The sequence below is a fragment of the Exiguobacterium sp. MMG028 genome (genome assembly GCF_027947425.1).
In the GTDB taxonomy this organism is placed as follows: Bacteria; Bacillota; Bacilli; order Exiguobacteriales; family Exiguobacteriaceae; genus Exiguobacterium; species Exiguobacterium aestuarii_A.
Genome location: NZ_JAQJIN010000001.1, coordinates 1,249,966 through 1,264,713, shown reverse-complemented (window position 1 = coordinate 1,264,713; position 14,748 = coordinate 1,249,966). Strand labels below are relative to the sequence as shown.

The 14,748-nt window shown below is 49.6% G+C and carries 16 protein-coding genes; 8 read left to right on the top strand and 8 right to left on the bottom strand.

What is annotated here, in order from left to right; genetic code table 11:
- Window positions 1-104: 104 nt before the first annotated feature.
- From PJK55_RS06620 to PJK55_RS06610, 3 genes are all read left to right on the top strand, one after another.
- The gene (locus PJK55_RS06620) at window positions 105-2,957 is read left to right on the top strand and encodes a 2-oxoglutarate dehydrogenase E1 component (protein ID WP_271305181.1); all 2,853 of its coding nucleotides are present in this window, start codon (window positions 105-107) and stop codon (window positions 2,955-2,957) included.
- Window positions 2,958-2,975: 18 nt separating this feature from the next.
- Window positions 2,976-4,250 carry a 2-oxoglutarate dehydrogenase complex dihydrolipoyllysine-residue succinyltransferase gene (gene odhB / locus PJK55_RS06615; protein ID WP_271305180.1) on the top strand — a complete coding sequence of 425 codons (1,275 nt, stop codon included), beginning with the start codon at window positions 2,976-2,978 and terminating at the stop codon, window positions 4,248-4,250.
- A gap of 145 nt (window positions 4,251-4,395) precedes the next feature.
- A complete protein-coding gene (locus tag PJK55_RS06610) occupies window positions 4,396-5,070 on the top strand; it encodes a DUF6241 domain-containing protein (RefSeq protein ID WP_271305179.1) in 675 nt (224 codons plus the stop codon).
- A gap of 47 nt (window positions 5,071-5,117) precedes the next feature.
- Here the strand turns inward: PJK55_RS06610 and PJK55_RS06605 are convergent, their stop codons facing one another.
- From PJK55_RS06605 to PJK55_RS06595, 3 genes are all read right to left on the bottom strand, one after another.
- Complete coding sequence (locus tag PJK55_RS06605) at window positions 5,118-5,624, bottom strand: GGDEF domain-containing protein (protein WP_271305178.1); 507 nt, start codon at window positions 5,622-5,624, stop codon at window positions 5,118-5,120.
- 108 nt (window positions 5,625-5,732) lie between these two features.
- Window positions 5,733-6,494: a PDC sensor domain-containing protein gene (locus PJK55_RS06600; protein WP_271305177.1), complete on the bottom strand. Its 762-nt coding sequence runs from the start codon at window positions 6,492-6,494 to the stop codon at window positions 5,733-5,735.
- A 93-nt stretch (window positions 6,495-6,587) separates the two neighbouring features.
- Entirely contained in the window at window positions 6,588-6,710 is a 123-nt protein-coding gene (locus tag PJK55_RS06595; protein WP_271305176.1) for a hypothetical protein, read from the bottom strand.
- A 123-nt stretch (window positions 6,711-6,833) separates the two neighbouring features.
- Between PJK55_RS06595 and PJK55_RS06590 the strand changes: the two genes are divergently transcribed.
- From PJK55_RS06590 to PJK55_RS06575, 4 genes are all read left to right on the top strand, one after another.
- On the top strand, window positions 6,834-7,490 hold the full coding sequence (locus PJK55_RS06590; protein WP_214697344.1) for a DsbA family protein: 657 nt from the start codon (window positions 6,834-6,836) through the stop codon (window positions 7,488-7,490).
- 1 nt (window position 7,491) lies between these two features.
- On the top strand, window positions 7,492-7,905 hold the full coding sequence (locus tag PJK55_RS06585) for a disulfide oxidoreductase (protein WP_271305175.1): 414 nt from the start codon (window positions 7,492-7,494) through the stop codon (window positions 7,903-7,905).
- Window positions 7,906-7,909: 4 nt separating this feature from the next.
- Complete coding sequence (locus PJK55_RS06580) at window positions 7,910-8,497, top strand: SCO family protein (protein WP_271305174.1); 588 nt, start codon at window positions 7,910-7,912, stop codon at window positions 8,495-8,497.
- A gap of 195 nt (window positions 8,498-8,692) precedes the next feature.
- Window positions 8,693-9,787 carry an MBL fold metallo-hydrolase gene (locus PJK55_RS06575; RefSeq protein ID WP_271305173.1) on the top strand — a complete coding sequence of 365 codons (1,095 nt, stop codon included), beginning with the start codon at window positions 8,693-8,695 and terminating at the stop codon, window positions 9,785-9,787.
- Between the two features lie 22 nt (window positions 9,788-9,809).
- On the opposite strand, the gene PJK55_RS06570 is transcribed toward PJK55_RS06575, so the two are convergent.
- The 3 genes from PJK55_RS06570 to trhA all read right to left on the bottom strand — a co-directional run bounded on the left by PJK55_RS06570 (window position 9,810) and on the right by trhA (window position 12,552).
- Entirely contained in the window at window positions 9,810-11,027 is a 1,218-nt protein-coding gene (locus PJK55_RS06570) for an MFS transporter (protein ID WP_271305172.1), read from the bottom strand.
- A gap of 97 nt (window positions 11,028-11,124) precedes the next feature.
- The gene (locus PJK55_RS06565) at window positions 11,125-11,820 is read right to left on the bottom strand and encodes a DsbA family oxidoreductase (RefSeq protein ID WP_271305171.1); all 696 of its coding nucleotides are present in this window, start codon (window positions 11,818-11,820) and stop codon (window positions 11,125-11,127) included.
- Between the two features lie 87 nt (window positions 11,821-11,907).
- Window positions 11,908-12,552 carry a PAQR family membrane homeostasis protein TrhA gene (trhA, locus tag PJK55_RS06560; protein WP_214789565.1) on the bottom strand — a complete coding sequence of 215 codons (645 nt, stop codon included), beginning with the start codon at window positions 12,550-12,552 and terminating at the stop codon, window positions 11,908-11,910.
- Window positions 12,553-12,679: 127 nt separating this feature from the next.
- On the opposite strand from trhA, the gene PJK55_RS06555 reads away from it, so the two are divergent.
- The gene (locus tag PJK55_RS06555) at window positions 12,680-13,201 is read left to right on the top strand and encodes a DUF1836 domain-containing protein (RefSeq protein ID WP_271305170.1); all 522 of its coding nucleotides are present in this window, start codon (window positions 12,680-12,682) and stop codon (window positions 13,199-13,201) included.
- A gap of 43 nt (window positions 13,202-13,244) precedes the next feature.
- Here PJK55_RS06555 and PJK55_RS06550 read toward each other — a convergent pair whose 3' ends face one another.
- A complete protein-coding gene (locus PJK55_RS06550; protein WP_074032711.1) occupies window positions 13,245-13,859 on the bottom strand; it encodes a PH domain-containing protein in 615 nt (204 codons plus the stop codon).
- Window positions 13,860-13,871: 12 nt separating this feature from the next.
- A complete protein-coding gene (locus PJK55_RS06545) occupies window positions 13,872-14,705 on the bottom strand; it encodes an aldo/keto reductase (protein ID WP_271305169.1) in 834 nt (277 codons plus the stop codon).
- Window positions 14,706-14,748: the final 43 nt, after the last annotated feature.

Below are 14,748 nucleotides of genomic sequence, written 5' to 3'. Positions count from 1 at the left end.
TTTGTTCACTAGGGTAAGAGAAGAGTGAACTGCTTCGGGCTACATGTTAAAATGAAAGCGTTCACAGATTGAACGTTTAGGAATGGATAAGGGGGATTTATTCAATGGGAGAGTCGTCGAATGTTCACGAGAAATCGCAAGCATTTTATGGTCCTAACTTAGGCTACATCATTGAACTGTACGAGCAATATTTGGAAGACCCGTCATCAGTCGATGAGGAGACACGTCGTTACTTCGACGAGAACGGAGCACCAGAATCATCACCGACAGAAGTACCGGCCTCGGGTCCGTCGTTTGACTTAGAGAAAGTCGTCTCGGCGACACGGCTCATCAACGACATCCGCGCTTTCGGTCATAAGGCGGCGGATATATATCCATTGAAAGACCATCCGCGCGAACAAGAATTGTTCGAACTGTCTCGTTATGATTTGACAGAAGAAGATTTAAAACAAATTCCGGCCCGTCTTCTTTCAGACGATGCACCGAAACCAAACGCGAGTGCCCTTGAGTTATTCCGTCACTTGCTTGACGTCTATACAGGGACGGTCGCGATTGAACTCCGTCACTTAGACGATATGGAAGAGAAGAAGTGGATTCGCCGTCAAGTCGAACAAGGCGCATTGAAACAAACCTTCTCAAAAGAAGAAAAAATCGAATTGTTCAAACGTCTGGCTGAGACAGAACTGTTTGAATCATTCCTTCATAAAACGTATGTCGGACAGAAACGCTTCTCCATCGAAGGATTGGATGCGATGGTGCCGTTACTTGACGCCATGGTCGGTGGACTCATCTCGAGCGGGTCTGAACACATTAACATCGGGATGGCACACCGTGGACGTCTGAACGTACTCGCTCACGTACTCGGCAAGCCATACGAGATGATTTTTGCGGAGTTCCAGCATGCACCGAACAAAGAATTGATTCCGTCTGAAGGGTCAATCGGCATCAACTTTGGTTGGTCAGGCGACGTGAAATATCACCTTGGTCTTGATCGCAAAGTCGTCGAACAACAAAAAGAAGTACGTCTCAACTTGGCGAACAACCCGAGTCACCTTGAATTTGTCGGATCTGTCGTTGAAGGGTACACGCGTGCCGCACAAGATGATCGTTCTGAAAAAGGATCGGCTGTCCAGCAGGATGATTTGGCAGCTTCAATCTTGATTCACGGAGATGCGGCGTTCCCAGGACAAGGAATTGTCGCGGAGACGCTCAACATGACGAACTTGACGGGTTATCGTACGGGTGGAACGGTTCACGTCATTGCCAACAACACCATCGGTTTCACGACGGACCCGAACGATTCACGTTCGACGCGTTACGCGAGTGATATCGCCAAAGGGTATGAGATTCCAGTCTTCCACGTGAATGCAGACGACCCGGAAGCATGTGTCGCCGTCGCAAAATTGATCAGTGAGTATCGTGCCAAGTTCCATAAAGACATCTTGGTCGATTTGATTGGGTATCGTCGTTACGGTCACAACGAAATGGACGAACCGATGAATACGAACCCGGTTCTTTATAAAGCGATCAAAGGACATCAGTCTGTCCGTCACGTATATGCCGAGCAACTTGAGGCAGAAGGTGTCATGACAAAAGATGAGAAAGCACAAATCGAACAAAAGATCGAAGATGCGCTTAAAGCAGCACGCGACCTCGTTCCTTCTGAAGAAGAGGATGCTGACATCGTCTTGCCGGACGCGGTCCATAAAGGATTCCCGAAAGTCGATACGAGCGTGGAACTCGAACTTCTCACGCAATTGAACGAAGAGTTGCTTGACTGGCCAGAAGGCTTCGGAGTCTTCCACAAACTTCAAAAAGTACTCGACCGTCGCCGTGACGCATTCGGTGAAGGTGGAAAAATCGACTGGGGTCATGCGGAAACGCTCGCCTTCGCTTCGATTCTTTCAGACGGTACGCCGGTTCGCTTGAGCGGTCAAGATTCGGAGCGCGGAACGTTCGCCCAACGGAACATCATGTTGAACGATGTCGAGTCAGGGAAGAAGTTCTCACCACTCCATCAGCTGTCGACGGCGAAAGCTTCGTTCTCTGTCTACAACAGCCCGCTTTCAGAAGGGTCGGTTCTTGGATTTGAATATGGGTATAACGTATTCGCCCAAGACACGCTCGTATTGTGGGAAGCCCAGTACGGTGACTTTGCGAACTCGGCGCAAGTCATGTTCGACCAGTTCATCTCGGCAGGTCGTGCGAAATGGGGTCAAAAATCAGGGCTTGTCATGCTCTTGCCACACGGTTACGAAGGACAAGGACCAGAGCACTCGAGTGCACGGATGGAGCGTTACTTGACGCTTGCCGGTGAGAAAAACTGGACAGTCGCAAACCTTTCGTCTGCGGCACAATACTTCCATATTCTCCGTCGCCAAGCTGAGATGCTCGGCAAAGAAGAGATTCGTCCGATGATCATCATGACACCGAAGAGTCTGCTTCGTCATCCGCTTGCGACGTCACCAATCGAGGCGTTCACGGAAGAGAGCTTCAAACCAATCGTTGAACAGCCAGGTCTCGGTGAGAACGCAGAGAAAGTCGAACGTCTCGTCTTCTGCACAGGGAAGATGGCGATCGACCTCGCGGAAGCGGTCGGCAAGTCAGAAGAGTCACTCGACTTCTTGCACATCATCCGGGTCGAAGAAATCTACCCGTTCCCGGTACGTGAGATTCGTGACGTCATCAGCCGTTATCCGAACGCACGCGAAATCGTCTGGGTCCAAGAAGAACCGAAAAACATGGGGGCTTGGACGTACATCGAGCCTCGCCTTGAAGCGGTCACAACGAACCGACTCGACGTTCGTTACATCGGTCGTCGCCGTCGTTCGAGCCCGGCTGAAGGAAATCCGACAGCCCATAAACAAGAACAAGCACGCATCATCCGTGAAGCACTCTCTCGCGACGTCGTCTCGAGCGGTGCAGGCACGAGCACATACCAAAAAGATCGTAAATAAGTTAAGGGGGAACTCATTGTGGTCGAAATTAAAGTACCTGAATTAGCAGAATCCATTACGGAAGGAACGGTCGCGACATGGCTCAAACAGCCAGGCGACCAAGTCGAAAAAGGAGAAGCTATCGTCGAGCTCGAGACGGATAAAGTCAATATCGAAGTCCCAGCTGACGAAGCGGGTGTGTTAGAAGAACAACTTGCCGGAGAAGGGGATACGGTTCAAGTTGGCGACGTCATCGCACGTCTCGGTTCAGGTTCTGGTGGCGGAACGGCTGTCGCGACGAAGACGAAGACAGAAAACGCGACAGAAACGAAAACAGAAGCGCCGACTGAGAAGAAAACGGAATCTGTTGAAGAAGGTAAGAAAGTAGAAAAACGTGAAGAACACGTCGCGAGCCCAGGTAAAGGACCAATCGCAACACCTGCTGCCCGTAAACTCGCTCGCGAGAAAGGCATTGACCTCTCAGCTGTTCAAACGAACGATCCGATGGGACGTATCAATGTCCATGACGTTTCAAAACATGAAGACAAACCAGCTGTGAAAGAGCAAAAACCAGCTGCCGCAGCTCCAGCACCACAACCAGCTGCAAGTGGGAAAGAAGAAGAGCGCATCAAGATGACACGTCGTCGTCAAACGATTGCCAACCGCCTCGTAGAAGTGCAACAGACGGCAGCAATGCTCACGACGTTCAACGAAATCGATATGTCGGCGGTCATGGCACTTCGTAAACGTCGCCAAGAGAAGTTCGTGAAAGACAACGATGTCAAACTTGGCTTCATGTCATTCTTCACGAAAGCAGCGGTAGCGGCTCTCAAACGCATGCCTTACTTGAACGCTGAAATCCAAGGGAATGAAATCGTATTGAAGAAGTATTACGATATCGGGATTGCCGTATCGGCTCCAGACGGTCTCGTCGTCCCTGTCGTCCGTGAAGCGGATCGTAAAAACTTCGGTGAAATCGAGAAGGACATTCTTCACCTTGCGGATAAAGCGCGTAACAACAAGTTAGGTTTAGGCGACCTGACAGGAGGTACGTTCACGATCACAAACGGTGGTGTGTTCGGGTCACTCCTCTCAACGCCGATCTTGAACGGACCACAAGTCGCGATCCTCGGGATGCACTCGATTCAACTCCGCCCAGTCGCAATCGACGCGGACACGATGGAAAACCGTCCGATGATGTATGTCGCACTCTCATATGACCACCGAATCGTAGATGGTCGTGAGGCTGTGACATTCCTCAAGCACATCAAAGAGATGATTGAAGATCCAGAACAATTGTTGTTCGAAGCATAAGATACAGAGGAAGTACCCGCTCCGATATCAGGAGGCGGGTACTTTTTTGTTTAAGGTCATGATTAAAAACCTTTTATTGGAATTTTTAGCAAGGTATCTATGTTATCCTTGATGGAGTGAATCAATAAAAGGGCGTGAATGGTAAATGAAATGGAAAAAATGGTTTCCTTGGATTGGACTTGTCTTGGTTGTCATTGTCGTTGCTACATATGCGTTCTATCAGTATTGGATGGGACCGAATCAAAGTGAGCTCGACCGGGACAATTTGACGAAAGAAGAGTATGAACGGGCACTTGAATTGATTGACATCATCAAAGAAGAAGACCCGCTCGGGCGACGTCAAAACGTGACGCGTCGAATCAATCCGCAGGAGACGACGGGGCTTGTCTTTGACGATGAGAAAAAATTAAACAAAGGGAATCTCGTCGATGTGATGCATCTGATGACGCATCAAAAGATTTTGGCGACAGAAAAAGCGGGAGCCATCCCGATGACGCATGACAATCTGAAAGAGGTCCGAGACTATTTAGAGTTGCTACGGGACAAGAATAAAATCAAGTCCGAAGATTATCGTCAACTCGGTCAAATCATCGAACGATGGGAACAAGCCATCTTTGATGAGATTGACAAAGAACAAGATTTTCTTCTAGAGGAGATGTACGCCGTCATCGGATTTTCGAACGGACTCGCGACGCGTGCAGAAGAAGAGTTGTTCATCTTAAACAACTTCGGTGAGGAATACGTATATACGATGGATTTGGAGCCGATGCCCGAAGAGGAAGAGCAGAAGGAAGACGTGAATACGGAAACCGAAGAGTAAGCAAAAAGGAGTTCATCACGAACTCCTTTTCGTATGGGTGCCAGTAATCATTCGAACGACTCATGGAACGAAAGCCGCTTTTTCCCGTTCGCTTTTGACCGATATAAGGCGTCGTCCGCTTGTTCGATGGCGACGTGTGGAGGTTCGGCTGGCGACCAAATCGATGCGCCGATACTTGCCCCGACCTTTACCGACAGGAGACCGAGCATCACAGGGGTTGAGAGCGTATCAATGATGGATGTTCCGATTTCTTGAATATCTTGAATCGAACGTTCATGTCTTGGGAACATGAGAAAGAACTCATCCCCGCTCAAGCGGACCGGATAGATGTCATCGATTGTGAGTGTTCGGAGCCGCTGTGCGACTTCGACTAACAATTCATCGCCGACCGCGTGACCGTATGTATCGTTTACTGCCTTGAACCCATCGAGGTCGATATAAAAGAAAACGTATGGCTCTTTCGAAGCGTGCAGTTGATTCAACTGCTCACGTAAGGCGACACGGTTCGAGAGACCCGTCAGCGCGTCACGGTTCGCAAGGAGCTCAAAGTGCACCCGTTCCGATTCAGACTCCGTGAGAGATGTGACGAGCGATTCCAGTGCGAATGCGAGTGACTCAATCTCTTTGATTCCGGATTGATGCGGGAATGTATTGGCTTTTCCTTACTCCATGAGCGAAGCCGTTTCAGTAATTCGTTTCAACGGTCTCGTCACGACGGAAGCGAGTAACCAACCGAGAACGGCCGTCACAAGCGATGCGAAGAGACCAATCCATAGAATTCTCGTTTCTAGCGCGTCAACTGGTGCGAACGCGATGGCTGCCGGTTGAAGGACGACGACACGCCAACCAAGTCCAGGATATTCATCATACCCTTCCCCAATCGACATCCCCGTCAGATAGTCCTGTCCATCCTCCCATTCTTTCACGGAAGCCCCTTCCGTAAACGACACAGGGAGCGGTTTTCCGACTAGATCATCTGGACCGAGGAGTACGATGTTGTCTCGCCCACTGACGACGAACAAATCCGTATCGTCGACTTGTTCATGAAGCGTCCGATTGAAATGTCCGAGTACTTCTTTTCCCCATGCCCAACTCAAGTGAGTGGCAAGCACCCCTTGAAATGTCCCGTCTTGAAATAAAGGGACACTGATATCGACGAATTGGAGCGGTTCTCCCGTCGGATTCGGTAACAGTTCAGCTAATAGGACTGCCTCGTGGACGTCACCAATAAAAGGAGCTTCTTTCGCTTCGAGATACACCGGGCGCTCGGCGATGGATGCCTCTTCGAGTATGCCGTTCGTGGAAGCAACGACAGTCCCTTCCGCATCCGTGACACCCATCCAAGAGAATGCTGGAATGTTCGACTGGACTTGATCGAGGAGTCGTCGTGTCGCGTCCGGGTCTTCTAGGTCGAGACCTTGCAAGAGTTGGACCTCTTGATAGAGTGACCACATATAAAAGTCGAGTTTGTCCGCCAATTGATGTGATGTCGTCGAAAGACGTTCCCCGATTTCTTGTTAGAGCGAATCAGATGCCCGATGACTGATCAGGGATGTGAGTGCAATCGTCAGTAAAAAGACGAGCGTGGCGATGCTGAGCGCCAAAATGAGACCGAGGCGCATCGTAAAAGACTTGATCATGCGAGTAAAACCTCCTAAAGCTTGAAATAAAGACAATTATGAAAAACGAGTCGAACACATGATAGGTGAAAGAGCTTCCGCTATAATGAAAGACGAGTCGAAAAATAAATAGAGGTGAAGAGAATGAAAAAGAATCAATGGTTGGTCATCATGACCGTCGTCGCGGTCGCATTGATTGCATTGGTGTTCGTCTTGCTCAATCAAGATGAGCCGACAACGGCCGACCGAGGCGATCACGTGTCAATCGAGGGACAACCGACACTCGGAGACTCGGACGCGAAAGTCTCGGTTGTCGAGTTCGGAGATTATAAATGTCCATCGTGTAAACAGTGGGGCGAAACCATCTATCCGCAACTGAAAGCGGATTATCTCGACAAGGAAGATGTCAGCTTCAGCTATATTAACGTATTGTTCCACGGACAAGAATCGATTTTGGCATCCCTCGCTTCCGAGTCGGTGTACGAGCAAGATCCTGAATCGTTCTGGAAGTTCCATAAAGCGCTCTATGACGCGCAACCGGCTTCACAACAACACGACAACGCATGGGTGACGGTCGAGAAGTTGAAAGAAATCGCAGGTGAGACGACATCGGTCGACTTGGCACAACTTGAACAAGACCTTGGCGAAAACTCGACCGTACTCGAAAAAGTCAGCACGGACGACGGGCTTGTGAAAGAGAACGGTGTTCAATTCACACCTTCGATCATGATTAACGGTGTGATGCTCGAGGACCCGTTCGACTACGAACAAATCCAACAGTTGATCGAGCAGGATCTATAAGATGAAGTCATTTTTCGAAAAATATGGATTGTATCTTGCTTGGCTCGTCGCATTGACGGCGACACTCGGGAGTCTCTATTTCAGTGAGATTCGGGAGTTTGTGCCATGTGAGCTATGCTGGATTCAACGCATCTTTATGTATCCGCTGACGATTATCCTAGGGATTGCCGTCTTCACGGACGATCGGGCGGTGCGAAAATATGTGTTACCGCTTACTATCATAGGCGGTATTGTTTCACTTTACCATTACTTGGTACAAAAAGTGCCTGGATTTGCAGAAATTCAGCCTTGTGCACAAGGTGTTCCGTGTAGCGGTCAATACATCAACTGGCTCGGATTCATCACGATTCCATTCCTCGCATTGACGGCTTTCACGCTCATCACCATCCTCATGTGGAATGTCAAAAAGCGATAAGGAGTTGGAACGTGTGAAGAAATGGTGGATCGGTAGTTTGATGACGATGCTCATCGTCCTAGCAGGATGTGGGCAAGAGATCGAGGACCCGCTCAACTGGGATGTCGAATCATTCGAATACATGAACCAAGAAGAAGAGATGGTCAGTCTCGACGATTTAAAAGGGAAAGTGTGGATGGCAGACTTCGTCTTCACAAGCTGTGAGACAGTCTGCCCGCCGATGACGTATAACATGTCGAAGCTCAATGAAGCGCTCGAAGAAGAGGGCGTCGAAGATGTGCAATTCGTCTCGTTCAGTGTCGACCCGACGGTGGACACACCGGAGAAGATGAAAGAATTCATGAGTGGCTATGACCTTGCGAACGCAGACTGGCAGTTCTTGTCGGGCTACTCGCAAGACGAGATTGAAACGTTCGCCCAAGAGAACTTCAAAGCGCTCGTCCGAAAGCCTGACGAAGGGACACAAGTCGACCACGGTACGTACTTCTATTTGGTCGACCAGGAAGGGAAAATCATCAAAGCGTATCCTGGTTTCCAAAACGTCCCGACTGAAGACATCATCAACGACATTAAAATCTTACAAAAGTCTTAACCGAAGATCTGTCCCGCCAAAGCAGTGGGACAGGTCTTTTTGAATTGTGAAACCTGCTATACTGGAAGGACTAGATTGCCTCGATCCAGAGCACGCCATTTTTTGAAAGATGAGTGAATCTGCATACTAACCGATATCAGATGGAGACATGCACGTTATAATCAATGCAACGAACTTGTAGAAAAGAGGATTTAGATGAAAAAGACGATGTTGCTCTCATTAGTCGGAATGGCGGCCGTCACCGGGACGATTCTGACACAGTACAAACCACTCGGACGAAAACCGAAATCAATTCAATCCCCGAACCAGGTCAACGGGAGATTCCGTAATCAATACGAGACACCGATGAACTTCTCTGCGGAGGACATGGTATCGATGGCTCGTGACTATCGTGACGTGACGTCGCTTCGTAAGCCGAGCGAACGGCTACCAATCGTGCCGATCGATTTCGAGGAGAAGACGGGTTCAAGCTTCACGAGAATCTACTGGCTCGGTCATTCGGCGCTCATGGTGCAAATGGACGGGAAGACGATGCTCGTCGACCCGATGTTCGGACGTAGCCCATCGCCGCTTCCGTTCGCTAAAAATGAGCGTTTCAGTGAAGACTTGCCGTTCGACCTCGAGGACTTGCCTGAAATTGATGTCGTCTTGTTGACGCATGACCATTACGACCATCTCGACTATGGGACGATCCTTGCGATTAAAGACAAGGTCGCCATGTTCATCGTGCCGCTCGGGGTAGGGAGTCATTTGAAACGATGGGGTGTCGGTGCAGAGCGAATCGTGGAGCGAGATTGGAACGAGTCCTATACGTTCGGGAATTGGACGTTCGTCTGTACGCCGGCACGTCACTTCTCCGGTCGTTCGCTGACGGACCGCAACAGCACGTTATGGGCGTCATGGGTCGTCCTCGGAGAGACAGACCGGCTCTTCTTCAGCGGGGACAGCGGCTACGCGCCGCACTTCAAGATGATTGGTGAACAGTACGGACCGTTCGATTTCGCCGCACTCGAATGCGGACAATATGACGTGCGCTGGCCAGACGTCCATATGCAGCCGGAAGAGACAGCGCAAGCATTTCACGATTTACGCGCCGACCAGATGATGCCGATCCATTGGGGTGCGTTCACGCTGTCGTTCCACGATTGGTTTGACCCGGCGGAACAGATGGCGTCCCTCTTACCGAAAGAGGTCGTCCTCACTCCGAAGATTGGGGAGCGGATCACACTCGACGGTCGGAATGATACGACGACGTGGTGGCGAGAACTCCAAGACGCAAACAAGCGATGACCGATGTCATCGCTTGTTTTAATTAAGAAGAGATTTTCTCAGCAGCGTCTTCTTCGATATGCAGTTTATGTTTACGCGTATAGACGAGGAAGGCGGCTGTCATCGCAATCGAACTGACTCCAAACAAGACGACCATGAGCTGAAGTCCGATCAAGTCGAGGAAGAATCCTGTCACGAGAAGGACGACTTGGAAGATGATCCGGTCGAGCATGTTACGGAACGAGAAGAAACGGCCGTGATATTCTTTTGGCATCCGTGTCTGGAAAATCGTGACCGCCGTCGGGAAGAAGCAACCGACCGAGAAGCCGAATACGACGAACGCCGCAATCGACATGAACGGGATGTCTGCGAAATACAGCATCAGTTGCGCGACACCGATTAAAAACGAGAACGAGAATAAAATCGAGAACGCCGAGAATTTTTCACCGATCCGTTTGATCATGAAGGCACCTGTCATGAAGGCGAGCCCTTCCGCCGTATAAATCCATCCTTTGATTGCGGTTGAATCCTGCAACTCACTGATGTTGATGACGAGCAAGTTGAACCCTCCGATAAAGAGGAGTGGGATGAGCGTCATGACGAGTGTCATGAAGATGACCGGGATTGATTTAATGATTGGGAAGACGTCTTTAAAGCCGCTCGACGCCTTCGCATCGATCTTTTTCGCCGACGGTGTCTTCGATTCATCTAGCTTTAAGAAGAGCGTCGCGACCGCAAGCAACAGATAGGCGACGAGCGAGAGCGCATAGACGTTACGTAGCGAGATGAGCGTCAATAAGACACCGGCAATCGCCGTCCCGATGACGCGTGATAACGTCGAAACGTTCATATGGACACCGTTCAAGGCGAGAAGTTCCCGTTCCTTCACGATGAGCGGAATCGCTGCCTGTAGGGCAGGGAAGTAAAAAGCCGCCGACCCTTGTAAAATGATCAAAAAGACGACCATCCACACGACCGAATTCGTCTCGATGGCAACGAACATAAAGAGAACGCTGAGCGCTCGGACGATGCTTGAGATGAGCATGATGTTTTTCTTTGAGCCTTGATCGGTCAAGCGTCCCGCGAGCGGACCGATGGCGACCCCGGCAAGTAAGCCGATGGCGAGAATGACCGCCTTCACAAAGTCAGAGGGGACACGGTCTTGCATGAATTCCAAATTACCGATGATACCGAGCCATAAACCAAGACCGGCGACGAATTCGCCCGTCAAGATGATCCAGACGTTCCGATTTTTCCACATAGCTGTTGTCCTCGATTCTTATATGTTAATCACTATTATCAAGTAGTAGGGTGGAGAATACCACAAAAAAGAAGCCGAACGTCGGCTTCTTCATCAATCAAATATCACAGTTGTCGTCGGTGCACGTCGAACCGTTCGAAAGGACTTGGATTGTCGGGTTGTTCTCAGACCAGACTTTTTCGAGCACTTGCGTGAACGCTTCCGTCGGTTGAGCACCAGACACTCCGTATTTGTTGTCGAATACGAAGAACGGCACACCTGTGATTCCAAGGTCGCTTGCGCGTTTCTCTTCGGCACGAACGTCTTCGGTATACACATCAGTCGTCAAGACGTCACGGACAGCGTCATGGTCGAGCCCCACGCTTGTTGCGATTTCAAGCAGGACTTCGTGGCTCCCGATGTGCTTGGCATCGACAAAGTAAGCCTGAAGCAACGCTTCCGACAATTCTTTTTCTTTCCCGACCGTCTTGGCATAATGCGTCAAACGATGGGAGTCGAGCGTACCTGTGACGACCATGTTCTCGAAATCATAGTCGAGACCGACTTCGCGAGCTTGAGCAGCAACTTGTGCCGTCGTCCCTTTTGCCTGCTCGATTGGCATACGATACTTTGTTGCGAGTGCCTCATAAATGGTGCGTGAATCGTTCGTCGGTGCGTTCGGGTCGAGCTCGAAACTCTTGAATTCGACTTCTACTTGGTCCGCCTGTGGGAACTGTTCGAGCGCCTCTTCTAGACGACGCTTCCCGATATAACAAAACGGGCAGACATAATCTGACCATACTTCAATTTTCATCATGAATCCCTCCTGTCCTTAGTGTAGAAAATCTTGAATTCAAAGTACAGGAAACGGCTCACAAAAAAAGCCCTTCACGCGGAGGGCTTAAAAGACGTACCAGAATACACAGACGAAGTGGGCGAAGCTTCCGAACAAGATGAACAAATGGAACACTTCATGGAATCCCCATCCTCGCCAATTGACGAATTTTGGCTTGAACCCGTAGATGAGTCCGCCAATCGTATACATGACGCCACCAAGGACGAGCCAGAAGATGCCGGCGTTACCAATCACGTCATGGAGCGGTCCGATAAAGAAGACGGACAGCCAGCCCATCCCGATATAGAGCGCGGTCGATAAGAAACGTGGGGCATGGAACCAGACGAGTTTGAAGATGATTCCAAACAAGGCGAGTGCATGCACCGTTCCGAAGAGGACCCAGCGTGTCGGTCCTTCGAGCGCAAGTAGCGTGAGCGGGGCGTATGTACCCGCAATTAACGCATAAATCATCGCATGGTCGATTCTCCGGAAGAAAGCGATGACGTTCGGTGAAGCGATGATGCTATGGTAAAGACCTGACGATAAGTAAAGAAAGACGAGGCTGATCCCGAATAAAATCGCAGCCATAATCGCAAGCGGCGAGCCAAGTAATGAAGCTTTGACGACCATCGCAATCAGCGCAATGAAAGCGAGTACCGCACCAGCGAGATGCGTTAGCGCGTTGATCGGTTCACGGAAAATCGAATTCATGTAAAAACACTCCTTATCACATCATGTAGTATCGATAACTACATGATATACTGAAGAGGAACAAACAGCAAGGTGTACCTTTCGACAAATGAGAGTTTTCTTTATACTTGAAGGTGAGGTGAGACGGATGAAAGCGAAGAATATTACCGAAACAGAAGGGACGCTCCCTAGGGACGTATTGCCGACTGTCGATTTATACATGGACCAGGTCATCCAATTGTTCGAGCAGCATTATGGGAAGATGAAGCGTGACGAGGATGAGACGATTTTGACGAAGACGATGATCAACAACTACGCCAAGGGCAAGTTGTTCCATCCTGTCAAAAATAAAAAGTATACGAACGAACATCTGATGTTACTCAGTTTGATTTATGAGATGAAAGGTCTCCTGTCGATCAGTGACATCAAAGAGACGCTCCGTCCGTTGAACGAGTCGGACGAGACGTTCTCACTCGAAGACTTTTATGAAGCGTATCAGGCGCAGAAAGTGAAGAATTTAGAAGCGTTTGAAGCCCAGGCTGACACGCTGTTACATACATCGCTCGAAAAAGAGAGCGGTGTGCAGCGAACGCTCGCTATTGCGTCTGCCGTGCATATGAGCCACTTATATCAACGATTGGCCGAGCAGTTGATTGATGATGAGAAATAAAACAACTCCTCCGAGGGCGAATGCCCCACTGAGGAGTTGTTTTTTAGTTATTGATGTACTTCTCGTATACCGTACCGAAGTCTTTTCGGTTCCACTCATGATAGTGACGTTGTAGCCAATCGAACGATTGCTCGTTCAATTCCTTGAACGTGTTCGGTACGTTCATGTCACCTTCGCGGAGCCCGCTCAAAATCGACACCGAGTGTGTGAGCGACGTATTCGCATACTCCATCATGCGACGACCTTCCCGTTGAATCTCTTCAATCGCGAGGAGTGCCTTATACAAATCTTTCACATGTTCGATTTGTTTTTTGTTGATATCAATCGAGTATGGTTTGTCGCCGATGGTGAATTTGACTTCGACATCGAGGTCGACCGTACCCGCCGTCTCAAACATGACGTGCTTGATCGGATAATGTGAATACGGATATCGATAGAGGACGCGCTTCGAACTGATGGCGCTCGTTCCATCGAGGTGGATCATCGACAAGTTGGTGAAACAATACTCATCTGATTTTGACTTGATCAAGAAATAAATCTTTTCATTGTCTTCGTGAAGGACGTAATCATCCGCATCCGCCTTATCGAAGTCGGACGGGTCGATCACCTCACCGATGTCGCTGAAGCCAGTCAAATCAGAAGCCAGTTTTTTGAACATGTCATTCACTCCTCAATAATGGATTTTATGCATCTCTTTCGGGTCGGAGCCGGTCCGCTCATCACGGTTGAGCGCATCGATCGCCGCCATCTCTTCTTTCGTCAACGTGAAGTCGAATACCTGTATATTCTCTTTGATTCGACTTGGTGTCACCGATTTTGGGATGACCGCGACCCCGTTTTGTAAGTGCCAGCGCAAGATGACTTGAGCCGGTGATTTGCCGTGACGGTTCGCAATCTCGACAATCGTGTCATCTTCGAGCGCTTCGCGTCCTTTCATGAGTGGACTCCACGCCTGAATTTGAATGTCATATCGTTTACAGAAAGCAATCAATTCCTTTTGAGACAAATACGGATGGATCTCGACCTGGTTCACGGCCGGGACGATCGAGCACGACTGAATGATTTGTTCTAAATGCTCGACTTCAAAGTTCGAGACGCCGATCGCGCGGACACGCCCTTCTTCATATAACTGTTCGAGTGCCTTATACGTTTCGACGAACTTTCCGAAACGGGGCATCGGCCAATGGATGAGGAACAAGTCGACATACTCGAGACCGAGTCGGTCGAGACTATCCTGAAACGCTTGGAGCGCCTCATCGAACCCGTGGAACTCATTCCAAAGCTTCGTCGTCACAAATACTTCTTCCCGAGGAATGCCTGCTCCACGAAGCGCTTGTCCGACACTTTCTTCGTTTTGATAAATCGCGGCCGTATCAATCAAACGATAATCCGCTTCGAGCGCAGCTTTGACCGTATCGACCGTCACTGCGCCGTCTTCGACCTTATACACACCGAGCCCGAGCATCGGCATCTTGACGTTATTATTCAACGTCGTCCATTCCATAACAAATCCCTCCCTCTCGTCTTTAACGTTACCGAAATTTTGG